17 protein-coding genes are annotated in these 25,637 nt (G+C 41.1%); 8 read left to right on the top strand and 9 right to left on the bottom strand.

Translation table 11 applies throughout. The annotated features are described in order from the left end of the window. Positions 1-373: 373 nt before the first annotated feature. Positions 374-1,252: an NAD(P)-dependent oxidoreductase gene (locus tag ACM0OR_RS04480; protein WP_323264870.1), complete on the top strand. Its 879-nt coding sequence runs from the start codon at positions 374-376 to the stop codon at positions 1,250-1,252. An 83-nt stretch (positions 1,253-1,335) separates the two neighbouring features. Here ACM0OR_RS04480 and ACM0OR_RS04475 read toward each other — a convergent pair whose 3' ends face one another. Further along, a complete protein-coding gene (locus ACM0OR_RS04475) occupies positions 1,336-2,694 on the bottom strand; it encodes a sensor histidine kinase (RefSeq protein ID WP_414575163.1) in 1,359 nt (452 codons plus the stop codon). A gap of 810 nt (positions 2,695-3,504) precedes the next feature. Here ACM0OR_RS04475 and ACM0OR_RS04470 point away from each other — a divergent pair. The 4 genes from ACM0OR_RS04470 (at position 3,505) to ACM0OR_RS04455 (ending at position 9,158) form a co-directional block, all read left to right on the top strand. After that, positions 3,505-4,560, top strand: a complete 1,056-nt coding sequence (locus ACM0OR_RS04470) for a permease (RefSeq protein WP_323264872.1) — start codon at positions 3,505-3,507, stop codon at positions 4,558-4,560. 86 nt (positions 4,561-4,646) lie between these two features. Beyond that, complete coding sequence (locus tag ACM0OR_RS04465; protein ID WP_414575162.1) at positions 4,647-5,411, top strand: TIGR03943 family putative permease subunit; 765 nt, start codon at positions 4,647-4,649, stop codon at positions 5,409-5,411. Positions 5,412-5,531: 120 nt separating this feature from the next. Further along, positions 5,532-7,022, top strand: coding sequence for a hypothetical protein (locus ACM0OR_RS04460; protein WP_414575161.1), 1,491 nt, complete (start codon positions 5,532-5,534; stop codon positions 7,020-7,022). 555 nt (positions 7,023-7,577) lie between these two features. Beyond that, positions 7,578-9,158 (top strand): hypothetical protein, encoded by a 1,581-nt coding sequence (locus ACM0OR_RS04455; RefSeq protein WP_414575160.1) that lies wholly within the window; start codon positions 7,578-7,580, stop codon positions 9,156-9,158. Between the two features lie 239 nt (positions 9,159-9,397). Here the strand turns inward: ACM0OR_RS04455 and ACM0OR_RS04450 are convergent, their stop codons facing one another. Beyond that, on the bottom strand, positions 9,398-11,506 hold the full coding sequence (locus tag ACM0OR_RS04450) for an NAD(P)/FAD-dependent oxidoreductase (RefSeq protein WP_414575158.1): 2,109 nt from the start codon (positions 11,504-11,506) through the stop codon (positions 9,398-9,400). A 163-nt stretch (positions 11,507-11,669) separates the two neighbouring features. Between ACM0OR_RS04450 and ACM0OR_RS04445 the strand changes: the two genes are divergently transcribed. Both ACM0OR_RS04445 and ileS read left to right on the top strand, forming a co-directional pair. Further along, the gene (locus ACM0OR_RS04445; protein ID WP_190700517.1) at positions 11,670-11,903 is read left to right on the top strand and encodes a hypothetical protein; all 234 of its coding nucleotides are present in this window, start codon (positions 11,670-11,672) and stop codon (positions 11,901-11,903) included. A gap of 458 nt (positions 11,904-12,361) precedes the next feature. After that, on the top strand, positions 12,362-15,244 hold the full coding sequence (gene ileS, locus ACM0OR_RS04440; RefSeq protein WP_414575157.1) for an isoleucine--tRNA ligase: 2,883 nt from the start codon (positions 12,362-12,364) through the stop codon (positions 15,242-15,244). A gap of 166 nt (positions 15,245-15,410) precedes the next feature. Here ileS and ACM0OR_RS04435 read toward each other — a convergent pair whose 3' ends face one another. The 4 genes from ACM0OR_RS04435 to ACM0OR_RS04420 all read right to left on the bottom strand — a co-directional run bounded on the left by ACM0OR_RS04435 (position 15,411) and on the right by ACM0OR_RS04420 (position 19,376). Next, positions 15,411-15,617: a hypothetical protein gene (locus ACM0OR_RS04435; RefSeq protein WP_323264878.1), complete on the bottom strand. Its 207-nt coding sequence runs from the start codon at positions 15,615-15,617 to the stop codon at positions 15,411-15,413. 642 nt (positions 15,618-16,259) lie between these two features. Then, positions 16,260-17,015 (bottom strand): creatininase family protein, encoded by a 756-nt coding sequence (locus ACM0OR_RS04430; RefSeq protein WP_414575156.1) that lies wholly within the window; start codon positions 17,013-17,015, stop codon positions 16,260-16,262. Positions 17,016-17,142: 127 nt separating this feature from the next. Continuing rightward, complete coding sequence (locus tag ACM0OR_RS04425) at positions 17,143-18,273, bottom strand: mechanosensitive ion channel family protein (protein WP_414575203.1); 1,131 nt, start codon at positions 18,271-18,273, stop codon at positions 17,143-17,145. A gap of 5 nt (positions 18,274-18,278) precedes the next feature. After that, complete coding sequence (locus tag ACM0OR_RS04420) at positions 18,279-19,376, bottom strand: mechanosensitive ion channel family protein (RefSeq protein WP_414575155.1); 1,098 nt, start codon at positions 19,374-19,376, stop codon at positions 18,279-18,281. 1,149 nt (positions 19,377-20,525) lie between these two features. On the opposite strand from ACM0OR_RS04420, the gene ACM0OR_RS04415 reads away from it, so the two are divergent. Further along, positions 20,526-21,305 (top strand): S-layer homology domain-containing protein, encoded by a 780-nt coding sequence (locus tag ACM0OR_RS04415; RefSeq protein WP_414575154.1) that lies wholly within the window; start codon positions 20,526-20,528, stop codon positions 21,303-21,305. Positions 21,306-21,515: 210 nt separating this feature from the next. On the opposite strand, the gene ACM0OR_RS04410 is transcribed toward ACM0OR_RS04415, so the two are convergent. From ACM0OR_RS04410 to ACM0OR_RS04400, 3 genes are all read right to left on the bottom strand, one after another. Then, on the bottom strand, positions 21,516-21,788 hold the full coding sequence (locus tag ACM0OR_RS04410; protein WP_323264882.1) for a cupin domain-containing protein: 273 nt from the start codon (positions 21,786-21,788) through the stop codon (positions 21,516-21,518). A 23-nt stretch (positions 21,789-21,811) separates the two neighbouring features. Further along, a complete protein-coding gene (locus tag ACM0OR_RS04405; RefSeq protein ID WP_414575153.1) occupies positions 21,812-22,162 on the bottom strand; it encodes a Mo-dependent nitrogenase C-terminal domain-containing protein in 351 nt (116 codons plus the stop codon). A gap of 634 nt (positions 22,163-22,796) precedes the next feature. Further along, positions 22,797-25,331, bottom strand: coding sequence for a type II CAAX prenyl endopeptidase Rce1 family protein (locus ACM0OR_RS04400; protein WP_414575151.1), 2,535 nt, complete (start codon positions 25,329-25,331; stop codon positions 22,797-22,799). Positions 25,332-25,637: the final 306 nt, after the last annotated feature.

Raw genomic sequence — 25,637 nt, 5'->3', positions numbered from 1 at the left:
TTAAGAATGCTGTATTAGCCAGATATGGACTAGCATAACAGTGATTGCTATGAAGCCGAGTCAACAATCGGAGTAATAATTATGTCTGCCCATGACCTGTTAATGTTAGTAACACTACTTAGTCCCGGTATCTTGTTATCAGTAATCATTATGGTGAGTTTTGCCGCAGGTGGCTAATTGCTTAGTCAGACCTTGGGGAGTAGAAAAACTGATACAAAATAAAAATTTACCCACAGACTCCGCTTACGCTATGTACTAGGTAAATTGAGGATGGTATCAAGAGTACCTACTTCCTAACTGCTTATCATCCAACAATAAAAACGCGATGTCTAAATTATGGCCTCGCCTATGGTCTACTAAAGGAAAGTGAAAAATGAAGGTGGCATTTCTGGGAACTGGACTAATGGGACTACCAATGGCCCAAAGATTGTTAGCAGCAAATGTAGAGGTAATTGCTTACAACCGTACCCCAGAAAAACTAGCACCCCTGCAAGCAGCCGGGGCAGAAGTCGTTACACATCCCCGCTATGCTATTCGGGAAGCTGAGTGCGTCATTCTCATGTTGACGAACGCCGCAGCTATTTATCATGTCCTGCTGTCGGACACTTCTTGGCGGACTTTAGCTGGGCGTACTATCATCCAGATGGGAACAATTACCCCAACACAAAGCCAGGAAATCCGCGATTCTATAGTTGGGGGTGGGGGTGAATATATAGAAGCCCCCGTATTGGGTAGCATCCCCGAAGCAAAAGCAGGGACGCTAACGGTGATGGTAGGGGCGCAACCACAACAATATGAACGACACTTAAATTTACTCAAAAATTTTGGGACAGAACCTATACTGATAGGGCCGGTGGGAACTGCATCTGGGTTGAAATTAGCCTTAAATCAGCTAATTGGTTCTCTAACTACAAGCTTTGCTCTCAGTTTAGCCTTTGTGCAGCGTCAAGGAATTGACGTGGACAAATTTATGGAAGTCTTGCGCGATAGTGCGTTGTATGCGCCTACCTTCGATAAAAAACTACCGCGTATGTTAGATGGAAATTATCGCAACCCGAATTTTCCTACTAAACACTTGCTCAAAGATACAGATTTATTTATTTCTGAAGCCCAATCTCTAGGTTTGGATCTCAGCAGTGTTGAAAATGTGCAGAAAATTCTCCAAACAGCCATGAAAATGTCCTTTGCTAATGATGATTATTCTGCCCTATTTTCTGTAATTAGAGATTGGGGAGAGGTGAGTGGTGGTTAGGGGTATTAGTGAGAGTCATTGTTAGGCAACATGAGTAAAACAAGACCATAATAAATCTTTAAGTCTAGAAATGAAGATAATGACTACAATAAAGGCAATAAAATTTCAAATTCTGTACCTATATCTGGTTGGGAACGGAAGTTGAGATTTCCTCCATGTCTAGCGGTGATAATGCGATAACTAACGGCTAAACTTGTTTCTTTATCGGCTCTTTTTTCGACAGAAAAACTTTCAAGTATTTGTTTTTGTAACTCATCAGATATTCCTATCCCATTATCAGCAATGCAAATAGAAACCCAGCGAGAATCAGGGGAATCTGGGGCTTTTGCTGGTTGAGAAATAACTTCTGTAGTAATGATAATTTCTGCTTGTTTAATATTTTGGCTACAATCTGGTTGCAGTTGATGCCGTACTACTTCATCTAGTAAGCTATCAACAGCTTGACTTAAAATATTCATTAACACTTGATTTAATTGGCCAATAAAGCAAGGAACTGGCGGTAGTTTACCGTAATTCTTAATAATTTTGATTTCTCCTTTTAAACGGCTTTTGAGTAAAATTACAATGCTATCTATACAGGTATGCAAATCTACTGGTTTAGGATAAACTGCATCAATATGACAAAAATTTTGTAAACTAGTGACAAGTTTTTTTAATCTTTCTGCGCCACTGCGTGCGCTAGTTAAGGCTTTAGATAAATCTTGTGCTAAATAATCAAATTCTATTTCTTCTTTAAGAAAATTTATTACCTCGCAAGCTTGAGGTAAATTGTTTTCGTAAGCAGCTATCAGTTTCAGTAAATCTTGGCTGTAGTTGGAGATATGAGTTAAGTTACCCCAGATAAAACCTACAGGATCTAAAATTTCGTGGGCTACCCCATCTACTAACCTTCCGAGGCTTGCCATTTTATCATTTTGAATCATTTGGGCTTGACTACGTTCGTAGCGCACCTGAGTTTCAATACCGCGAATTTGCCAAGCGGCAATATTGAGTTCATGGGAATCTAATAATTTGTAGGTACTTTCTGCTGTCTGCACTACTAATGGTTCTGCCAGAAATTCAGGCGATCGCTTCAGTGTATGGTGCATGGCTGTTAAAATTGGCGTTGTCTCAGGTAGTTGCAATATCGCTGTTCGAGCATAACTGTAGAGAACATCTAAGGATTCTTTGGCAAATAAATCTTGTCCGTGGGGACGAATCAAAAACTCCACCAGTCGCCGCCGAGAAATCATTCCCCGAAATTTGCCCTGTTCTACTAAAATTACCCCTGGGAGTGAGGGATATTTATCAAAATACTTCGCTACTTCTGCACCTGTAAAACTAACTTCCACGTCAAAGGTGTACATTGGTAGTTCTTGCAGGCTTGACTCTAAACCTAGATCGCGATCGCTACCAACAGATAAAACTGGTGGTGATATTTGAGAACAAAACTTTTTTGACACTTTATTAAACTCTCATTTTGACCAAAATTGGCCAATAATCAGCTAATATTTTATGCCTTACATTGGCTATTGACACTAATACCAGAAAGCAAAAGAAAACACCCTGATTTATCGGCTTTTTAGTTATTTTAGCTAGTCTCTGGATGTACGCCGATCCGTAAGAGCCTCTAAACTCTATCCTTGAGCCTGAATGATTATCGTGAAAATACTTACATATAATTAACTATTTTCCAAATTGGTCTTGCCGATTGAGAATTTTTATAGTAGAAATTCAACCAACACTAAAATTTTATTTTGACAGGAATCACGAAAATCATGACTATTAATAACTTAGAGCGATCCCCAAATGTTAAAAGACGATGAATTCTTTATGAACCAGTCCAGAAGATAACCCAATCAAGAGTTATTGTACGGTAAGTATAAATATTAGGTAGTTAAATGACAGCCTAGTACCGCAAGGCGGAAGTCAAAAGTCAAAAGTCAAAAGTTTAATATACAAAGGCTTTTGCTGTTTTGAAATGGTCTGCTTATTCACGCCGTGCTGTACTAGTTAAGCACCTCATACACAAAACTAGGAACTATTGTGGAGGTAAAACAATCATCAAGATGGTCATTACTAGTACATCCACCCAAATCAACACCCCTGTCTATTACAAGTCAATGACATTAGTATTGACATAAAACTCCCAAGCAAATCTCTACTTAGTGTTTTCAATATGTTGTATTGTACCTAAATGTGTTTGATCCCCATTCAGATAGAATGACTAGGCATAACCTCAAAAATTCAAACCGCTTTTGACTGCGACACCCATGAATCAACTGAACAATGGTTTCACTATATTTCTGAGTCTGCTAGTCGAGGCGATGCCTTTTTTGCTTCTAGGGGTTTTATTCTCTAGCGTGCTGCTGTTTTTTGTTGATGAGCGCAAACTAGTAGAAAGAATGCCCAAAAACCCCCTATTTGGTGCTTTAGTCGGCAGTCTGGTAGGCTTTTTGTTTCCGGTGTGTGAATGTGGCAATGTGCCGGTAGCAAGGCGGTTGCTGATGCAAGGAGTACCCACACCTGTAGCAGTTGGTTTTTTACTAGCAGCACCAACAATCAACCCGATTGTAATTTGGGCAACGTGGACAGCATTTCGTGATCAGCCAGAAATCGTAGTTCTCAGAGTGGTATTTTCTTTATTAATTGCCACCATTATCGGCTATGTGTTTAGTTTTCAAACAGACTTGCAACCCATAGTGCAACCGGCGATCGCCCGTTATTTGAAATTTAATCCCCCCCATAAACCAGAACCAAAACGCCGGGGCAAATCTCAACTAGGACAACAAGGAGCTAATACTCCTGCTATATTACGTTCTGGGACTTACATATTAGGGGGAAGAGCAGGTATGACTACGCGTCTGGATGCCAACCTAGTCCCAGCTGGTGAACCTACCCTCACGACTAGTAAACCCCCAGTAGATAAACTCCATCTAGTCCTAGACAACAGCATCCAAGAGTTGCGAGAATTGGGAGGCGTAATGGTTTTAGGTAGTGCGATCGCGGCAGCAATTCAAGTGCTAGCCCCCCGTGAGTTAATTCTCAGTCTCGGTGCTGGCCCCATCACCTCAATTTTGGTCATGCTAGTGTTAGCCGCCGTCGTATCCATTTGTTCTACAGTCGATTCTTTTTTCGCCCTATCCTTCGCCTCTACCTTTAGCACTGGGTCTTTATTAGCATTTTTGGTATTCGGCCCCATGATTGACATCAAAAGCGTCGGCTTGATGTTATCCATGTTCAAACCCAAAACCATCTTTTACCTATTTGCTTTAGCAGGACAACTTACATTCTTGTTCACCCTGTTTATTAACTTGCACGTTATTTAAATAGTAGTGAGTAGTGAGTAATGAGTAATGAGTAATGAGTATGGAAATAATTTTGAATTTTGAATTTTTAATTGGAGCGAAGCGACTTGACTAAATCTCCAACTCCAAATAAATTACTTCCCTGGCTGGATGTCTTAGCAATTACAGCTTGGGGCGTGTTGATGTTGAGATATTGGCTAAATGGCAAGCTGAACCTGCTAATTCACCCCAACTTCTTTAGTTTAGTGGTATTAGGTGGTGTTGCGTTGATCGCCCTTGGTTTATTGAAAGCAAAAGAACTATGGCGATCGCGTCGGCGACAGCGTGATGTGATACCGAACCCTCAGCACATTAATTTTTTTGCCCCTGGTTGGGGTAGTAGCTTGCTGTTAATCACAGCGATATTAGGTTTAATCATCACACCCCAAGTCTTTGCTAGTGATAAAGCACTCCAGAGAGGAGTGACAGATTTATTGTCAACCTCTCGCGTTCAGCCCCAAGCCTTTCGTGCTTCCATTCGTCCAGAAGAGCGATCGCTTGTAGACTGGGTACGCACACTCAGCGTTTACCCTGAACCAGACTCATATACAGGTCAAAAAGTCAAGGTTCAAGGATTTGTTATCCACCCACCAGAGATAGGTAAAGAATACATATTTGTAGCCAGATTTGTACTGACTTGCTGTGCTGCTGATGCTTATCCTATAGGCTTACCTGTCAAACTCTCAACAGGTCAAGAGAGATACTCCCCTGACACCTGGCTAGAGATAGAAGGCAAAATGATGACAGAAACTATAAGCGGTAAACGCCAACTCACCATAGCCGCGAGTTCCTTGAAAAAGATTCCCCAACCAGAAAATCCCTATAGCTATTAGTAGGTGACAGGTGATAGGGGCGCAGGAGGTAGAGGTTATTCAATAGACCTCTTGCATAAATGCTGAAGCTGTCATGTTGAGCGAAGCGAAACATCTCAAAGATTCTACATTTCATTCAGAATGACTAAAAAAGCTTTTCTCCAACCATTAGATAGGGTAGCAATTGCCTGGATGTTGCTGCTAAGTTTGCTGATTGGACTACTCATTTTGCAAGGTGATGTCGTAGCAGCACGCGTGCGAGATTTTACTTGGCAAAGTCAGCAAATAGGGGCAGAAGATATCTCTTTTACTCTCACTTTTAGCCGTCCCATGAACATAAAAAGCGTGGAGGATAACTTAAAGATTGAACCACCGCTAGCAGGTAAAATTAGTTGGGCAGGACGGCGGATGGTTTATACGCTGCTGACACCTGCACCCTACGGCACGAATTATAAAGTAGAGTTGCAAGGAGCTAAAGATAGATTTGCTGATCCAGAAGATAACAAGCTAGTCATACAGCCTTTTTCGGGGCAGTTTAGCACTCGCGATCGCGTGATTCTCTATATAGGAGCTGACCAAGAAGATAAAGGACGCTTGGTTCTTTACAACTTAACGGAAGATCAAAAAAAAGTCCTGACCCCTAAAGAATTAGTCGTGATGGACTTTAAAGCCTTCCCCGATGGTGAAAAAATTCTGTTCTCGGCTCGCACCAGTAATAATCAAGACTTACTATCAGCCAAAATATATACTGTTACAACCGGAATTTCTGCCAAATCTGACACTAGAGCCGCAGCAGCAGGTCTGATTGAGCTAGTTTTAGACAATAAAGACTATCAAAATCTCAAATTCGACTTGTCGGCAGATGGGCAAACAATAGTTGTGCAACGGGGAAATAGAAATAACCCCAGCGACTTTGGACTGTGGTTTATGCCAGCTAACAGCAAACCTGGGGAAAAACCTCAGCCCCAACGCCTACAAAGTCAACCAGGAGGGGACTTTATTATTACTCCTGATAGTAAAGCTGTAGCTGTTGCCCAAGGACAGGGAGCAGCTATTTTAGCTCTTCAAAAAGATGCCAGCAAACCCTTAGATTTTCTGCCGCAGTTTGGGCTAGTGCAGGCATTTTCTAAAGATGGTTCTCAGGCAGCAATGGTCAAGTTTAATACAGATTTCACAAGAGATTTGTTTTTAGTCACCAACCAAGGTACTCAGAAATCCTTATTAAAAACTACTGGTTCTATTCTCAGTTGTCAGTTTGACCCTGCTTCACCCACTCTTTACTGCTTGTTGACACAACTTGTCTCTCAAGATCAATACATAGAACAACCTTATTTAGTAGCTATTGATCTCAAAAATAAACAGCAGAAACCATTGTTAGTGTTGCCTGTAGAACAAAGAAACGTCCAAATGAGTTTATCTCCCGATGGTTTGGCGTTGCTATTTGACCAAGTAGTTCCCGAAGCCAATGCTACTACAGCATCTGCCAACAACTTGAAAACCGATGATGGCGAGGCGATCGCTACTAGTAGTCTCTGGTTAATGCCCCTACTACCGATTTCTGATACAGCCATCAGCACTATTAAGCCAGAAAAGCTTCCACTCATTGGATTTCACCCTCGTTGGCTACCTTAACAATTCAAAATTCACTCATAGCCTACGGCTAGGCTTGCGCCTACAAAATTCAAAAATAATCCAGGGAAGCAAGTGATCAAAATGGGGCAGAGAAGTATTATTTTCCTTCACGCCCCACTTTAAATTTGATTTTCCCCATGTGTTAATCAATCCCAAATTTTAAATTTTTACCTTTTTTGTTGACTTGATAGAATATGTATTTGATAAATTATATACAGAGATAGCGTTTCTCCAGCGTGTGAATTCCTACCAGGGGGTTGCTACCACATCACTTCTAACCAAAGTCAAGCCAGCTTTAACCCAAATATTTAATATTTAAGTATCTGTACAGCAAATCATATATTTGTAGCATTTCATCTCAAAACCCCCTCGTTATCTAAGGTTGACGAGGGGTGAGTTGATAATGTTATAACGACATTAGTTATAGATGCAAAATGGGGAACACTGATCAATGATTAACTACTGACGCTAGGGGAAAATGACTTCGCTGTGAGATTAACCCCTAAGCAGTTAATCAGCAATGCTGAATATTGATAAGTGGGTGGTTCAAGAGTGATGAATGAAGCCGACACCTCAAATAACAGGACTGTGATGGAATCTCCTAATTCTTCTGCTAATTCTCTACAAACAGAACAAACGATCTGTCCTTTTTACTCAGTTGTGCCTGCTGACAATACAGTCGTTGCTAAATTTCCACTCCTTAAACCCGCAGCAGATGAACAGCATCATCCCCAAACTCCCGACTTTCCCCAAGATACCACTAACCAAAAAGATTGGGTTGTAGAGCCTGATAGTGACAAGCAAACACAGGTCGCAGATGAATTTCACCAGCTGCTGGCATTAAATGAAGAGCTGCGTGCAGCTAATAATGACTTGTACCAGCAAGTAGAAAATCTTAAAGATGACTTGGCTGAGTCAGAAAAAGCTTTGCAGTGGCAGAAAAGACGCTCTAGTGTCACGGAATCTATGCTTAATCAACAAGCACAGGAACTGTCTGCGGCTCAAGAACAGATTCAATCGCTATTCCAACAGCTAGAAACTACATCTCAAACTGCACAGCGTCAAGAAATTCTGATCGATAGTTATAAAGCACAATTACAAATTAGTCAACAACGCATTGCTCAGTTAGAACGAGAATGCGCCTTATTACAAACTAACTATAGCGAACAATCTCAGCAGGTCTTGCAATCAGAAAATGCTTGTCGGGAGCTACGTACTAGGTTAATGCGACAGCAACGTCAGACTTTGCAATTTAAAGCAGCACTGGAAAAATCACTAGAGACATCTATTCCTAGTTATGACTCTCCTGATACAGCTAATGATAAGCCTGAAAATCCAGTCACCCATAAATCGCGTTTTGCGAGGAAAGCTCGTTCTCTATTTCCTAACGCGCAGCCGATTCAACCTTGGTCAGCAGAATCTGAATCTTTAGAAGAAAATGCTGCTCAGGTGAAGAGTGAGCCTTCATTACCACCTCCATTTAGCGGCGATTACGCTGTTCCTAATCCTTCCCCTGTTTGGAATTGGCCAGTCAAGCCAGAGACCCCCCCAGCCTCAGAGCCAACTTTATCAAGGGATGCTGTAGAAAATGAGTCTTTGATTAAACCTGAAGATGTTTCCTCTGTAACTCCATCATCCGAGCTAGATGAGCAAATAGATAGTCTCATCCAAATGTTTTTTGCATCCCAGTCTGGAACTAAATCCGCAACACCACCAGCATCAGATCCTCTTCCAGACAGCCAACCCGTAGAGACTCAGGTATGGGAAACTTGGGCTACAGATGTTGAAGATGATGAAATACCAGAAACCACACCAGAACCGAAACCAGAATCGCCAGTGGAGACATTTACAAGCATCACCCTCCCCACAAATAATTCCGCAACATTATCCTTCACTTTATCCCCCACGGACGCAGAGAACCTTGCTGAAGCACCAGAGTATTTTCATCCAGAACGATCTCTAGTAGATGAGGGGGAATTACCGTTAAGTGATTTACCCCCCGAATTATTGGGTGACTTTGCTGGTGACGATCTTCCTCAATCACCTTCACCAGTGGTATATCCCCAGCATCCACCGAAGAAACGCAAGTCTTTAGCATCCGTGGAACTACCAAATTTTAAGCAAAATGGTCAATAAATAGGGAACAAATCAAGTTAAAATTCAAAATTCAAAATTAACATCCTCTTAATTTTGAATTTTGCGGAAAGTTCTGTAGGCGGGTTTCCCAACCTAGGAACGCCACTTGCTACAAGCCGGGAAACCCCGAAGTTGCTCCACTTGGGCAAAGCCCTTGGCGCAGCCTCTCGTAGAGAAGACCGCACTTCTCTTCGTCCAAGGCAGTGGCTCAAATTTTCAAGACGAATTTTGAATTGGTATTACGCCCCCCCACAGCGCAGAGTCTTGTTGTGTAATTCCTGATTTGCAACCTGCTGGGGCGATCGCGGTCTACCTGTGGTGATAGCGTAGTTAATAGTTAATAACCACAGCCATGCTCCCGGATAACGCAGTTCTAGCCGAGGTTTCACCCAGATGAGAAAACTAGGCAACCAAGCACTCAGTAAAGCACTAACTAGGGCATAACGACCAAAATTAACATAAGTTCCTAGCCACCTGAGCAAATCTTTAGGGCCAGCTAGTTCCCAAATCCACCACAGTAAGGCAGGATTTTTGCTAGCTGCTTTCAGTGCTAGGCGGTTGAAGGTCAACCAAGTACACCTATCTTTGATGAAATTATCAGCTACCTCTGGAGGTTCATCTGCTAATAACCCAAAGAAGGTATTCAGCATGGCATTGATGCGCTGGGGTGGTAAAAATTGCCCAGTAGGAACCATCATCCCTTTAGAAAATAGCCAAGTTACAGAAACGTTGCTTTGATAGGCGCGAATTAAGTTTAAATGACGACGAGTCAATAGATCATGCTGTAAAGCGACATTTAACAGGGTGGTAAGACGCTCTAAGTTACGTACTAGAGAACCAAATCCAGTGAATACCAAGGGTGATTGTAAAGATGCGGCATCACCGATCGCAATTAATCTATCAAATGCAACTTGGCGATCGCTACTACCGACACTAAAATGTCCCGGTATGTAGCCAAATGTCGGCTTTTTCCAGACCAGTTGTTCCATATCACATCGGCGGTACTCTGGTAAAATTGTGAAGAAATCTTCATACATCTCCAACAAAGAACCAGGGTTTTCTGGGTTGACTTCGTGGTAGTGAAATAGATAGATTGTCAGTTCTTCACCCGCACCAGGAAACAATTCCCAAATTAATTGTCTACCCCGCGAAATATCGCCGTGGCTGTAAAGCACGTCTCCATACTGAGAATCCCAAACACCAGGCTCAAAGCCCTTGTCAATAACTGCTCCCACTGTCGGACAGACACTATCAAAGGCACGTCCACCGTTTAATTGCCAAGCGATGGGGGAAGCAGTTCCCATTGCATCGACTAAAAGCCGACCGCTTACCTGCTTTTCTTCTTGCGTCGGTAAATGCTTCAGATGGACTAGAACTTGTGAGTCATGAATATCAGCCCGGAGAAATTCCGTCTCATCCCAGATTTCGCCACCTGCGGCCTTTAACTTCTGCCCACACAAACGCAGTAACTTATCTGAGTCTAGAGATACATTTAACACCGTAGGCGTGTGTAAGATAGGCGATCGCAGTTTAACTGGATTATTACCATCAAAAAACTTATTAAATCCGTCCTTATATTCGCGGACAATAATCGTTTCTAATTCAGCTGGCGTGAACAAACCCAAGTTAACCAAACTTTGAAGTTCATCACGGGAAATATTCCATTCCCGATTCATCCGGCCAAAAGGCAGACGTTCCACTAGTAAGACTTTGTAACCCAGTTGTGCCATCACCGCCGCATGAATTACCCCCAGTGCGCCCCCGATATAGATCAAGTCGTAGTGATGATTGGGTATTTCTCTGTCCCCTGTCCCCTGTCCCCTGTCACCTATACAAGAGAACACCACCTGACGCGGCTGCTTGGGATTTCGCACCCCTTCACGCCATCTTTGTTCCCACCAGTAAGCACGGTTGAGGTCATATTCCCCATTGGGCATTTTTTGAAAAAATTTGACCGTCAAAGGATAGTAAGGGGCTAGTGCTGCAAAAATCGACTGTTGGGATAAATCGATTGCTGGCGGTTCTGGATATTGATGGGGAAAACGTTTTCTGATTTCTGTCGTTAAGCTTTGCACAAGAGCTTTTTCTTGAGGAAGTGGTGTATCTGCCCAACAAAAAACCTTGAGGTAAGTAGTTCTCTGGACAGACCAAACAAATACAGAAATTTCTTTCGGTAAATTTTCGGAAAAATTAGCACTACTTGTTGTATATTTACTAGATATTTTCAGGCGAAATCCATTGGGAGTCAGTATTTTCTCCCAATTTCCTGGGTCAAACTCTGATTGCAGCCAACTGCATACAGTTGCTGTATCTGAAATCGGCACTTCGAGATAAAGAATTTCTTTCATGTTTTTCTGACATCTCCGGTCAATCTACTTACCCAGGCAGATATGCGAAAGGCATACAGTACGCTAAACTCCGCCCTATCGGTTTCAATAAAGATTCAGTAAAGAATTTTTAATAATTTGTCAAAAATTTTTTTCCATTTTGTAATTTTGATCAACCTACGCCATGAATTATCCCATTCCAGATAGTCCCCAAGAAATTTTTGCTTTAAAACAAAAGCCTGTAGATGAAGAATTAGTTGCCTCTGCGATCGCTGGAGTGATTAAAATCGTCCGTTCTCAAGGTCAATCTTTAGAAGAATTAACAGCACAGTTACTAGCTGATGACCCTCTGTTAGACCAACAACAACGGCGTTGGCTGAGTAAATTGGTCAGCCAGGCTTGGGAGAGTTTTACTTGAGGCCGCAGGAGACAGTCCTATTGAAACAAGTTTGATAGCCAAAGATAAAAGATGTCTTTTCCCCCATAGCCTTACACCTCCTTCTAAGAAACACAAAGAGTGGGGAAAGAAGGTGTTTGTTTCATGAATAAAGGGTAATATGCCGCCCATGCGTTGCTTTCAAGTCAAAACATAAGTTAAACTCTACAGTCTTTGTTGATCAAAAGTTAGGTTAATTCAGATTCAGTTTATATAGCTGGAAAATCTAATTGTAGGTGTAAAGTGCTGCCATCCGAATCAGATGATTGTACTAATATTTAAACTTACTGGATTTGTGAAATGAAAACGCGATCGCTGAAGTTATTCAAAAATGTACTTTTTCCCTTGACAGGTTAAAGGCTCAGGTAGGAATTTTAGTAGGTAGGGATGATCAAATATAATTGATAGAACCTGGACACATAAAACTTAGGCATGAAGCTGTGACAGAACCTGGAAGTTACAAAGATACAGTAAATTTACCCAAGACTAAATTTGATATGCGGGCGAACGCCATCAAGCGTGAACCGGAGATACAGAAGTTCTGGGAAGATAATAAAATTTTTGAGAGCCTGTCACAAAATAACCCAGGCGAATTATTTATACTGCACGATGGGCCTCCCTACGCTAACGGCTCACTTCATATTGGTCATGCCTTAAATAAAATTCTCAAAGATATTATTAATCGCTACCAACTCCTACAAGGGCGTAAGGTGCGTTATGTCCCTGGTTGGGATTGTCACGGCTTACCAATTGAATTGAAAGTTTTGCAAAATCTCAAGTCAGCAGAACGACAAAATTTAACACCTCTGCAATTACGGCAAAAAGCTCAAGAGTTTGCCTTGACTACGGTTGATGACCAACGCCAGAATTTTAAACGCTACGGTGTTTGGGGTGACTGGGATCATCCATATTTGACGCTGAAGCCGGAATATGAAGCGGCGCAAATTGGCGTGTTTGGGCAGATGTATTTAAAAGGCTACATCTATCGGGGTTTGAAGCCGGTTCACTGGAGTCCTAGTTCTAAGACGGCGTTGGCTGAGGCAGAGTTGGAATATCCGGAAGGGCATACTTCGAGGAGTATTTATGCTGCGTTTGCTGTGACTGGTTTGGCTGAGGCTGTTAAACCAGTTTTGGGTGAGTATTTGCCTGATTTGGGTGTGGCTATCTGGACTACTACCCCTTGGACAATTCCAGGGAATTTGGGTGTGGCGGTTAATGGTGAGTTGAATTATGCTTTGGTGGAAGTTGCACGCCCAGACGCAGAGGCGCAGAGAGGATTTAAGTATCTGATTGTGGCGGCGGATTTGGTGGAACGTTTGGCTGCTACTATTTCGGCTGAGTTGACTGTAAAAGCCACATTCAAGGGGAAAGATTTAGAACATACTACTTACCGTCATCCTTTATTTGATAGGGAAAGTCCGGTGGTTGTGGGTGGTGACTATATCACGACTGAATCGGGTACTGGGTTGGTACATACTGCCCCTGGTCATGGTCAAGAAGATTACATTGTGGGTCTGCGTTATGGTCTGCCGATTCTTGCACCGGTGGATGATAATGGCAACTTCACTGAGGAAGCGGGACAGTTTGCTGGGTTGAATGTCTTGGGTGATGGGAATCAGGCGGTGATTGATGCGCTGGCGGCTGCGGGTTCGCTGTTGAAGGAGGAGGCTTACGCCCACAAGTATCCTTACGACTGGCGGACAAAAAAGCCGACGATTTTCCGCGCGACTGAACAATGGTTTGCTTCAGTGGCTGGATTTCGGGATGAGGCACTGAAGGCGATCGCTGCTGTAAAATGGATTCCAGCCCAAGGTGAAAATCGCATCACGCCCATGATAGCGGAACGTTCTGATTGGTGTATCTCCCGTCAGCGTTCTTGGGGTGTTCCTATTCCGGTTTTCTACGATGAGGAAACCGGCGAACCTTTACTGAATGAAGAAACCATCAACCACGTCCAAGCGATAATTGCTGAAAAAGGTTCTGATGCTTGGTGGGAACTGTCGGTAGGGGAATTATTACCAGAGTCCTACAGAAATAATGGTCGGTCTTACCGCAGAGGTACAGACACTATGGATGTCTGGTTTGATTCAGGCTCATCTTGGGCAGCTGTAGTTAAGCAACGTCCAGAGTTACGCTATCCGGCTGATATGTATTTGGAAGGTTCAGACCAACATCGCGGTTGGTTTCAGTCGAGTTTGCTGACTAGCGTAGCGGTAAATGACATTGCACCTTATAAAACTGTGTTAACTCACGGCTTTGTTCTAGATGAACAAGGACGGAAGATGAGTAAATCGGTGGGTAATGTGGTTGACCCCCAGGTGATGATGCTGGGTGGAAAAAACCAGAAACAAGAACCACCCTATGGTGCTGATGTGTTGCGGTTGTGGGTGTCGTCGGTGGATTACACTGCTGATGTGCGTTTGGGTGGCAATATCATTAAGCAACTCAACGATGTCAGAGGTAAAATTCGCAATACGGCGCGGTTCTTGTTGGGTAGTTTGCATGATTTTGACCCGGAAAAAGATGCTGTACCCTTTGAGGAGTTACCGCAGCTAGATAAGTATATGCTGCACCGCATCGGGGAAGTATTCCAGGAAGTAACGGACGCTTTTGAAAGTTTCCAATTCTTCCGCTTCTTCCAAACTGTGCAGAATTTCTGCGTGGTGGATTTATCCAACTTCTATTTAGATGTGGCAAAAGATAGGTTGTATATCAGTGCAACCGATGCTTTCCGCCGTCGCAGTTGTCAGACAGTCATACATATCGCTTTAGAGAATTTAGCACGAGCGATCGCACCAGTTCTATGTCACACTGCTGAAGATATCTGGCAATTTCTCCCCTACAAAACACCTTATAAATCAGTGTTTCAAGCTGGTTGGGTGCAGGTAAATGAGAAATGGCATAATCCAGAATTGGGCGAATTTTGGGAAGCACTGCGACAACTCCGCACCGATGTTAACAAAGTTTTAGAACAAGCCAGGGTAGAAAAAATGATTGGTTCTTCCCTAGAAGCTAAAGCGTTGATTCATATACCACACAAACAGTTAGGTGATGCAATCAAAGCCTTTAACCCAATCAAGGGTAACGGTATTGATGAACTGCGGTATTTATTGCTGACATCTCAGGTGGAAGTATTAGACACTGCGGAAGGATTGCAAGGATTAAAATTTACCGCGCAAACAGAAGACTGGGGAATTGGGATAGTGAATGCAGAGGGGGAAAAATGCGATCGCTGTTGGAACTATTCCACCCATGTGGGAGAATCAGCAGAGCATCCCCTGTTATGTGAAAGATGCGTTCCTGCCTTAGCTGGTAAATTCTAAAAATTGATATACCTAAATATGGATAATGTTCCGTATTTAGGTATATTTTTGCCAAAAAACTTGATTTTTCACCACAAAAACGAAAAATGATACTTCTTGCTCCCCTCTCCGCGTCGGAGAGGGGCTGGGGGTGAGGTCAAAAAGACTTGTCAAACTCGCGGAGAATTTACCACAAACTATCGTCATCTAGTTTATCTAAAGCTGCGATGTCAGCTTGAAATTCCTCTGGTACATCATCCCATGCTGGTGGACTTCCTACCTGTAAAGCATGAACTATTACCTCTTCAATGGGACGATTTTGAGCGTGGGCAGTATTGACTAAACGTTGATAGAGTATTTGTGGAATTTGCAGCGTAATTGTTTCTGTGGCCATTGCTCAATTTCCTACCCATGCCTTGATTAAACCATCTTGATTTTAGTTTAATGGCGGATCGCCCTGGGACTACTCTACTACTATATAAGAATCAGCAGAGCATCTGTTATAGTGCGATCGCTGTGTTTCCGCTTTAGCTGGTGATTTTTAATTGTTTCACCACCAATGTTGCTTGCTAATTCTACTGAAATGAGAAAGCATTTACAGCAAATGAGTTAACAAACTGCGGTTTGCTTGCTGAATCTACTGAAATGAGTAAGCATTTACAACAAATGAGTTAACAAACTGCGGTTTGCTTGCTGAATCTACTGAAATGAGTAAGCATTTACAACAAATGAGTTAACAAACTGCGGTTTGCTTGCTGAATCTACCGAAATGAGCAAGCATTTGCAGCAAATGAGTTAACAAACTATGGTTTGCTTGCTGAATCTACCGAAATGAGCAAGCATTTGCAGCAAATGAGTTAACAAACTATGGTTTGCTTGCTGAATCTACCGAAATGGACTAATCAACAGCTTTAAGTGGTGAATAGATATTTCTCTATGTCTAGGTATTTTGAGATTAAAAAACTGATTTTTTCACCACAGAGACACAGAGAAGAAAATATTTAGCTGTCCCCTGTCCCCTGTCCCCTGTCACCTATCACCTATTATCCCCTGTCCCTAAAAATTCTAAATATCCTTGGCTGAGTTCTTTGACGGCTAAATCATAAAACTGTTTACCATGTTCTGGTGTGGCTAAAGCAGGGTTAGAACCCATGCGTCCATCTGGGTAACGCAATCTAAAATCTGTGGCACTATAAATTTTATGTCCAGATGCAACTTCTGGTGATAAGTATGCTTGTTTAATCGCTTCTGGATAGACGTATTGGGTGACAGCTACTTCACTAGGGGTAGCGTGAGAACCTTCTTCATCCCCATATAATTCTTTTGCTAGTTTGTAGACAGAACTGCACATAAACCAATTCGCAACCTGACATTGCACCTCTTGTGCATTCTTAATCTGCAAATCTTCCAGATGGGCGTAAGTTTCAGAAAATGCAGCTTTGAGGGTGGCGATGTTACCACCGTGTCCGTTAATGAAGTAGAACTTAGTAAAACCTGCTTTAGCTAGACTAGTTACATAGTCGCGCACTACTTGAATTAAGGTGCTGGGACGCAAACTAATAGAACCAGGAAAAGCTGTGTGATGTAATGCCATCCCTACATTGATTGTAGGGGCAACGATCGCCTGTGTCACTTCACCCACTCCACGCGCGATCGCTTCTGCACAAATCGCATCAGTCCCAATTAAACCCGTAGGGCCATGTTGTTCTGTTGAACCAATGGGAAAAATAATCCCTCTGGATGTTTGCAAATAGGTTTCAACTTCTTGCCAAGTGCTTAAGTGTAGTAACATTTTTGCTAAATATCCTCATAAGAATGTTGTTAATCAGCCAATACGTCTCAGTTCAAGGTAATTTAGGGATACAAAACCCCTCCTTTTTATCTTTAACCTAAGTTATATTTCTCTATTTTTCTATGACTCAAATAGTCACGGGTGACTCTACATAAATATTTGGTTCTTGCATAGTGAACTCAATTCCATGATTGATTAACTTTTTAGAGATTTTTTCATTGGCTAATTCTAAAAGACGCTTACGCAATTGCAATGAGTTATCACTAGAACCCAAAATAAAAAATGTCACTCTGGTACGAGTAATTTCCTTGGTTGAATGGTGATTTAAAAAAGTAATACTGGTACTTCCTGGGTCAATCCCAAACAAGGAATTGGTACTCTCAACAATTACTTGCTGAACTAAGGCTTGTTCTTTCTCTGCAAGTAAATGTAAAAAATCAAGGTAAAGTAAAACCATGATTTTCTTTCCGCGAGTAATATTTTCTATTTCTAAATTCGCCAAGATAGAATTTGGAATAATAAATAAGGTACTTTTGGCGGCTGTACGAATTTTAGTGGAACGTATACCAATTGATTCCACTCTACCAAACAAACCTTCAGGAATTTGTGGCGATCTTTGCAACCGGATATATTCCCCAGGAACGAAGGGTCTATCTAAATACAACACTATTGTTCCTAACAATTGTTCAAGGGTTTTCTGAGCCGCAAAAGCCACGGCTAAACCACCAATTCCTAAGCCAGTTAATAACCCGATTAAATTAAACTGTTGGCTTTGGGCAAATGCTAATACAGCAATAAATCCAATAATGACGTTTGCTAAAGTTTCAAATACCAAAAGTAATTCGTCTACTTCTCTCCCAAATTTCCGCACTAATTCGATGCCATACACACGAATAAATTGACGGAATAAGCTTGATGCTAGCCACGCCAGACTAACAATAACAGCTAAATCTACAATTGGTGACAAAAATCTATAAACTGATGTATATTCTTCAATCCATGATAAGGATAAGGAAATAAGAATTAATGTACCTGCAATTTTAAATGAGTTCCTAATTGGTTCAATTAAGTTGTTGTAAATACTAGCAACTTGCTGCGGAGCAAAACGCTGAATAATAATTCGCACGAAGCTAGGGGTATAGCGTCCTACTAACCATGATAAGAGAATAAAAAAGAAAAATATACCAAACTTAGTCAGAGCATATATTGTAGTGTCCCGTTGCAGAAACTTGAGAATCAGGTTAGAAAGTGCTGTCATCATTTCTAAATGGTAATTGGTGAATCCACATAAATCGTTGGTTCTTCTATCTCAAAAGCAATACCATATTCTTTTAAATATTGAGTGATGCTTTGAGTAGCCAAATCTAGAAGTTGACGACGCAATTCCATTGAGACATCGCCAGAACCTAAAATGAAGAAAGCAACTTGTGCTTGTGTGATCTCTACATCTGTCAAATGAGTAATATTTTTAAAAGTGATGTCTGTATTGCGAGAGTCTATCCCGAAAATATCGCTGGTACTTTCGAGGATGACCTGACGAATTAAAGCTCTTTCTTGACTACTAACCACGCGAAAGAATTTTAAATAAAGAATAGACATTACTTTCTTAGCACCAGTGAAGTTTTCAATATTCACTTGTGTCAGGGAACTATTGGGAACTATGACTAATGTGCCTTTACCAGAGGTTCTAATGCGGGTAGACCTTAAGCCAATTGACTCAACTCTACCAAAAGTTCCATCAGGTAAACCAATATAATCATCAATCACAAAAGGTCTATCAAGATAGAGAACAATTCCACCTAAAACTTGTTCTAATGTTTTTTGAGCGGCGAAGGCTACTGCTAAACCACCAATACCTAAACTGGCTAGTAACCCTAAAATATTAATTTGATGTGTTTGCGCGTAGACGAAAATAGCTACAAATACAATTACCAGATTAGCTAACCACTTGAAAAGAATTAGTGACTCGCTACTGACTTTTTGTCCACTCTTAAAAGCAGCATTTAATAAGTAGAAATCAAAGAAGTTTTTAAATACTTGTGCTGCTAACCAACTGGTAGCGATCGCAAAGATTAAGCTATTGATAATTTCAAAGGAACTAGTACCCTGATTTTTGGGTAATATAGCTGTAAAAGTCTCAATAATGCCAATTATAATCACAACAGTTATTAAACCCTCATTTGGCTTAATTAACTTTTGATAAGGATCACTAAGTTGTACATTAGATAAGTTCTCCCAAAATGACTTAATCTGTCCTATGAATAAACGTCCGGCTATAAATATAAAACATCCTAATAATAGACCGAATAAACCAATTTGTAGCTCTCCAATTGTCAGATTTTTGGGTAAATAAATCAGCATTTATCTCAATTATGACACAAATTAATACTAGGCAAATCTCTCAAATATTTGCCATGATATGATTAGGTCTCTAATTATTAAAGACCTAATCATATTCACAGTGCATTGTACAACAGTCAGTTCACTCATTTAGATGCTGAGAAACTGAAAGCCACAAGTAAACACTGGAAAGGTAAGCTACAGCTATGATGCAGATAGTAGAGACAAATTCAAAATCATTCATGATTTTTAATAAATTTAGAGTGCGTGAGAAGTGAACAAGTTAAATTAGAAACGTTGAAACTGTGCATTTGCTTCTCAAAATGCAGCAAAAACAAATTTTCAACCAAATTTTGGCTTAATCAAGGATAATTAGGTCATAACACTGATGAAGCTTCTTCTGTAGGGTCAGTTTAGATATGACTAACCTCAGACAATCTGCATCACTGATTGACCGGAAAAATAAATGCAACTTTTGAACAAAATGCCAAAGTTTTGCCGAAAAGAGAACAATATCATCCTATTTGGGAATTAATTCCCATTAGATACATCATCAAATCTAAAATTTGATGGAAACTTATACCTATAAAGAACTCTCAGTAGCACAGATTTTAAAATAATTCCTGGCTGCTGTTAGCAAAATCTGGGTATAGCCCATGCTTCTATTTTTGGTAGAATTTCCTCAACTCTGTTGAGGTAGATGGCTAAATAGTAGTGATGAATTACACTGGTTTTATTTTTGGCTAGCTTTTCACCAAAACTGTAACTGTGCTACTAACTCTTAACTACTGTATATATCAGCAGCATCAACAAGGTAGCTAGCATCTCTTAGCCAATGACTATGATGACGATTTTTTGAACTACATTTACTCTATTTTAAAGCAAATTGGCAAAACTTGGCAAAAAAATATAGTTGAAAATTTAGATATGGAAATAAATCAACCTATGTTAACTAATGTAAAACTATCGAAATCGATTTCGTAGTCAGGACTTTAGCTATTCACTAACAAATAAATTTCTTGCTGAAACAATTTTTAGCATATTCTTTTCCATTCACACATATTTACTTTTGAGTCTAAAAAATATTTCTGCTCATTTAAACATTACTCAAGATGAGTTACCTAAATAGTTTTTATACTTTTAACATCTACGAGTAAAGGTAAAGTGATCATGTATTCTAAGATTCAATTTGTTGTAAATGCTGTCAGTCTAACTACTGTGGCTTTAGTTTGTTTGGGTATCAGTCATTCATCTGCTGCACAGCCCCCTAGACCACTCTTAACTAGTGACAGTACAATTAACCAATTAAAGTCCTCAACCACTTTTACTGATATTGCTGGTGTTTCCGGCGAGACAGAAATTAGACAACTAGCAGCACTAGGAGTATTAGAAAGTACATCAGGTCAGTTTAAACCACAAGCACCAATTACTCGTGGTCAATTTGTTGCTTGGCTAGTCAAGACTTATAACCAGCTACACAAAGAGCCAATTACTATACCTGAGAACACCAGTTCAGCTTTTCCTGATGTTGCTTCCTCTGATTCCCACTTCACTTTTATTCAAGCAGCTTACAATGCAGGTTTTCTGGCTAGTTTTGATGATGGTAACTTTAGACCTGATGATCTTTTGACACGAGAGCAGATGATTGCGCTCAAAACAACTCTAGATTCTACTGGTAGAGATAATCGTTCACCCGCTACGCTGCGTAACTTCATCGGTAAAACCAAAGGGTTTACTGATGTTGAGGAAATTAGCGAAAAGTATCTTTCTCACATTGCTTTTGATTTAGGTAATGCGGCTACTAGCAGAAACTTTACGCGTGTTTATGGTATGACAACTCGCATATATGCACCCCAAAAAGCCGTGACGCGGGCTGAAGCAGCCGTACTTCTATCTCGGTTTCGGAAGGGTGGAACAGTAGAACAGGCTTTAAAACGCAGAAACAGATAGAACTATTTAATTTGATGAATACTTTTGTAGGTATGGAGTCGCTACGAGTTTTCAAATATAGGGATACAACAATTTATCGATTCTGCAACTTTAGCAACACTCGCTGCGAAACTCCATACAATTTCTCACTACTTGATGAGATGGTTACTTTTTTTGCAAAGTTGAGAAGTTTAGATTACAAGGGAAATAACCCTGATGGTTCACTTTTAGCTAATCAAATAAATAATGCTTTTTTACGTCGCTTTTAATTTCCCATGTACAAGACATTCCCGCCGGGAAGGTTACTAAATCTCCTTTACCCATCTGCACTGGTTCACCGCCATCAGGCGTAACAATTACATCACCTTCTAAAAAATAACAAGTTTCTTGAGTATCATAAGTCCAAGGAAATCGGGATATTTCTTTTTGCCAAACTCCCCATTTGAATACACCCAATTGGTGTAGTTTTTCTTGACTTGGTTGATGCTCAATTTTGATTTCCATATCACACTTTCTCGATTTTTAGATTAGCAGTAGGACTGTATATCCTCTCCACATTTATCTACTAAATAACACAAAGCACGAAAACGCAAACCAACTAACTGATCGTATAGGGGATTCAGCTTACACATTGGAGGAATGTGGGCTATTTTACGACCAAATAACATCACGTCACGCTCAAAAGGACACTGAGCAGGAATATATTTGGCGAGAAAGTAAGCTAATTTACGATTGTGTATTTCTAGTGCGTCAAGCCTTTGACGCAAAGGTTCTAACAAATCAAATTTTAGGGAAATATCTGCTTTTGGGGAGATACCTTCATGTTTAATGAAAGCAGATAGAACAATATGTTGATTTTTTGTCTTGATTACACTCATAAACTCAGCCTTTTGGTGAGAATAAATTACTTATCAATTGTGCAGCTTACCATACAATCTGTTCTCACGAATTATGTTTCGTGCAGATAAATTAAGATAAGCACAAATGTAGGTTAATTTTTAGGAAGTTTGTCGGAAAACGGGTAACTAATTGATATTTAAACTTACTGAATGGGTGAGAACTGTCCCGTTAAATACAAAATAACAAAGAAAATATAAAAGTGGTATTTCTTTAACTTATCGACTTCTGATATTGCTAATAGCAATTTCATATGTCTAGGGAAAATCTCCGGTTGGGAAACTATACAGTGTATGGAAATGTACTTTTATAAGTAGAAATGCTACTTTGCTGAAGTTTTAGTAATGTTTAGTGGGGTTTAGGCTTTACGGACAATTGATTGTAGGCTATTGAGTATCAAATAAATTGTCATCTACGCTACATAAGCTGACCTGAATATTATTTAATAAGTTCCCCCTTAACCTTTGATAAGCATAAACTAACTTAGGAAGAAAAGTGATTGATTAATATCTGAGGTAAGTTGCTTTTCTCTCAAAAGTAAATTACCCTCTTTTATGGGAAAAATAACAGGCGATCGCAAGAATAGTATTTTTAAACGCAGAGGGGCGCGGAGGTTCACGCGGAGGGGCGCGGAGATTTTATTAGTCCTCCGAATCCTAATAGCCAAACTACCACTACAATCCAGTGGATGAGGACGATGATCCAAAAACAGCCGGTGAGTGCATAGGCGACTGTGCAGCATAGTCCTAAGAGTCCGGCTAAGGTGAGAAAAATGGGGTGAAAGAATGTGGGAATTCCAGCCGGGAAGAAAGTTTTGGCGTTGAGGGGATGGTAAATAAGAAACAGCAAGAGTATGAATGTTGCCCACAATGCCCATTTATACCAGTTGATGACTTCTATGGGATGGGGAAGGGGTAAAACCCGAAATACCAATTCTTCGGTGATGGCTGGTGTAATGGCTGCTTGTAATGCGATCGCCATTTTCTCTTTTTTCTGAGTCGGCGTGAAACTCCAACGCAAGAAGCCTGACTTTAAACCCAAAGGTAAAGCGATCGCCGCATAAATTAAGAGGGTTACTCCCATTACTAGCCAATCTTGGGTTCGGGGTATAACGACAGATGCTAGTAGTCGATTGAGAAAAATGGTGATGGGTGCAATGTTTGTTCCCGGAATTTTCAGATACCCTAATCCCATTGTAGGTGCTAAGGGGGCTATATCGGGGTTCACTCCACCAATTTGATTTGTTCTGAGAAACCACAGTTTCGCACCATTTCTTAAGAATAAGGCCGCGAGTTCGTCGTGTGCTTGTCTGGGTAGCATAGTCCGCCAACTTGTTAACGCCGCCCAAATACTGCGATCGCGTTCTGCTTGTTTCCCATCACTAGTCCCCATTAAATAGTCTGCACTACTTCGCCAGTCGGCACGAACGATCCCCAATGGTGTTAATTGCCGTTCCAAAGCTTTACCCAGACTGACTAACTGCTGAAAGCGTAATGTCTGGGGATCATCGGGATGATTATCTAGCCATTGCTGAATTGCTGAGTTGGATTTAACTTGCCCAGTGATGACTTGAATAGCAATATACAGTGCTTGGCTGGCATCTTGGACGCAAGAAGTCGCCGGGGAGACTGTCGCACTACCTGTACCATCACCTGTGCGATAACGCGCCATCATGATTTGCAACTGTTGGAGAAATTCTGTGGCGGGGGAAAGTTTAATCCCCGCGAAATTATAGTCTTGGGTGACAGGTGCAAACTTAATTAGTACGTCAGAAATGGGGCGTGTGGCTGCCCATCCCCATTGTAAGTTTCCCATATAATCAGCCCAGGAATGTTTACCTGCAATGATCCCATCGGCATTGTTAGCGTAAATCTGGGCATATTCAATGGCAAACTGTAATTCTTGGGTGATGGGTTCACTCACTACCTGCGCCATGCCAAAGGCAAAGTGTCCGGTGACTGTAAAAACTGGGAATCCTTCGGCTTTTTTACCGCCAATCCCGCCGAAGTTGTGTAAGACGATGGCTTTATCTCCTTCTCGCCAGTCTAATAAGGCTTTGGGTGATGAGTTGGCGTTGGGATCAAGCAAAACCTTGGTGATCTTACCTTGTTCTGGGGGTGTAATCTGCCAATTTTGATCCTTGGTGTAGATTAGTCCTGCTTCTTGCCCTAATACTATTTTACTAGGCTGGAGTCGAAGGAGCGATCGCGGGACTAATCCCTGAACAATAAATATTCCTTGGGGATCTTTCGCACCATATATATACCAGCCGGCTATTCCTGCTGGAGAAGTTTCGATTTGTCTAGGGGTGGATGGTGGTAGATTACGTGTATCAAATACCTGTTGGGGAATCCGAATAGTTTCTTCCACACCATCGAATTGGCGAGACACTCGATTGTAATGGCGCACACGGAAGAAATCACTAGCACAAGGCGAACTCCCCGGACAAACTGAGGGCGCAGGATATTGTGGGCTAGTTGGTTCTGGATTTAATATTTTGACTAAGCCATAGAACCTACCCGTTACTAGTGCAGGTTCATCGGCAATTTGCAGACGGGGTTGACCATTAGCTGTCACTACCTCAGCATCATCTAAAGAGACAATTACATCGTCATTAGGTCTTGCACCAGCGAGTGATTGCAACGCCCCCACCTGGAGACGACCATCTAAACGCGCCGGATGGATATTACCTGCTGTTTCGCTGTTTTTGGTGCTTTCAGTAAAATTCACATCTCGCTGTACAGCCTGGAAGTAAGACTTTAACTGGGGTTTGTCTTGCCATTCCAAGCGGATGATTTTACCCATTAAGGACTGCGCTTCGGAGGGTGCGTGTTGTACTTCCATCCATACCCAATCCTCTCCCGGTTGGATTTGTTGTGATGCGGGTAAGATTAACCTGCCTACCCACTTAGCAACAGGTTGATATAAATCAGGGTTGACAGTCTGATTCAGGGGATAAAACTGAGTTTGATTAAAGCTTTGACGTTTGTGGATAGCGTAATTGCTTTCTTGTCTGACTATTGGTTGTGGACGTGGATAAAAAAGGAAGATAGCGATCGCACTTATGATCACCAGTAGCACGAACATCCCCAAGCGAAATTTTGTCCTTTGGTGCGATCGTTGTCTGCTAGACGGTTTTTCATTTGGCATTGCCCTGATTTAATACCCTTATTAGTAGTGATTGTCTATGTTAAAGCCTGCTGATCCCCCTTGGGATTAGTCTGCTGGGTTGCGCCCCAACGTAGCTGATCGCTTATGGTGAGGCATAAATTACCTATAAAAATATGATATTTGTCTATTTACCATAAGACAAATATCATATTTTTATGTCGGTTTTATTTTAATAATTTAACGGCAAAATCTTTCTTTTTCAAAATATATGTTGTAATTTATTAAATGAGAATACAACATCAAAATCACAACATTAAAAACTGTGATAGTGTCATTAATAAATAT

The organism is Anabaena sp. CCY 9402-a, from assembly GCF_963920945.1.
Classification (GTDB): Bacteria; Cyanobacteriota; Cyanobacteriia; order Cyanobacteriales; family Nostocaceae; genus Trichormus; species Trichormus minutissimus.
This window is presented reverse-complemented; position numbering and strand designations above follow the sequence as displayed.

Coding starts and splice junctions, on each gene's coding strand:
- ACM0OR_RS04445 (WP_190700517.1), top strand. CDS start 11,670: ATGAATTATCCCATTCCAGATAGTCCCCAAGAAATTTTTGCTTTAAAA.
- ACM0OR_RS04480 (WP_323264870.1), top strand. CDS start 374: ATGAAGGTGGCATTTCTGGGAACTGGACTAATGGGACTACCAATGGCC.
- ACM0OR_RS04420 (WP_414575155.1), bottom strand. CDS start 19,376: ATGCTGATTTATTTACCCAAAAATCTGACAATTGGAGAGCTACAAATT.
- ACM0OR_RS04455 (WP_414575160.1), top strand. CDS start 7,578: ATGAATGAAGCCGACACCTCAAATAACAGGACTGTGATGGAATCTCCT.
- ACM0OR_RS04470 (WP_323264872.1), top strand. CDS start 3,505: ATGAATCAACTGAACAATGGTTTCACTATATTTCTGAGTCTGCTAGTC.
- ACM0OR_RS04410 (WP_323264882.1), bottom strand. CDS start 21,788: ATGGAAATCAAAATTGAGCATCAACCAAGTCAAGAAAAACTACACCAA.
- ACM0OR_RS04430 (WP_414575156.1), bottom strand. CDS start 17,015: ATGTTACTACACTTAAGCACTTGGCAAGAAGTTGAAACCTATTTGCAA.
- ACM0OR_RS04435 (WP_323264878.1), bottom strand. CDS start 15,617: ATGGCCACAGAAACAATTACGCTGCAAATTCCACAAATACTCTATCAA.
- ACM0OR_RS04460 (WP_414575161.1), top strand. CDS start 5,532: ATGACTAAAAAAGCTTTTCTCCAACCATTAGATAGGGTAGCAATTGCC.
- ACM0OR_RS04405 (WP_414575153.1), bottom strand. CDS start 22,162: ATGAGTGTAATCAAGACAAAAAATCAACATATTGTTCTATCTGCTTTC.
- ACM0OR_RS04425 (WP_414575203.1), bottom strand. CDS start 18,273: ATGACAGCACTTTCTAACCTGATTCTCAAGTTTCTGCAACGGGACACT.
- ACM0OR_RS04450 (WP_414575158.1), bottom strand. CDS start 11,506: ATGAAAGAAATTCTTTATCTCGAAGTGCCGATTTCAGATACAGCAACT.
- ACM0OR_RS04400 (WP_414575151.1), bottom strand. CDS start 25,331: ATGCCAAATGAAAAACCGTCTAGCAGACAACGATCGCACCAAAGGACA.
- ACM0OR_RS04415 (WP_414575154.1), top strand. CDS start 20,526: ATGTATTCTAAGATTCAATTTGTTGTAAATGCTGTCAGTCTAACTACT.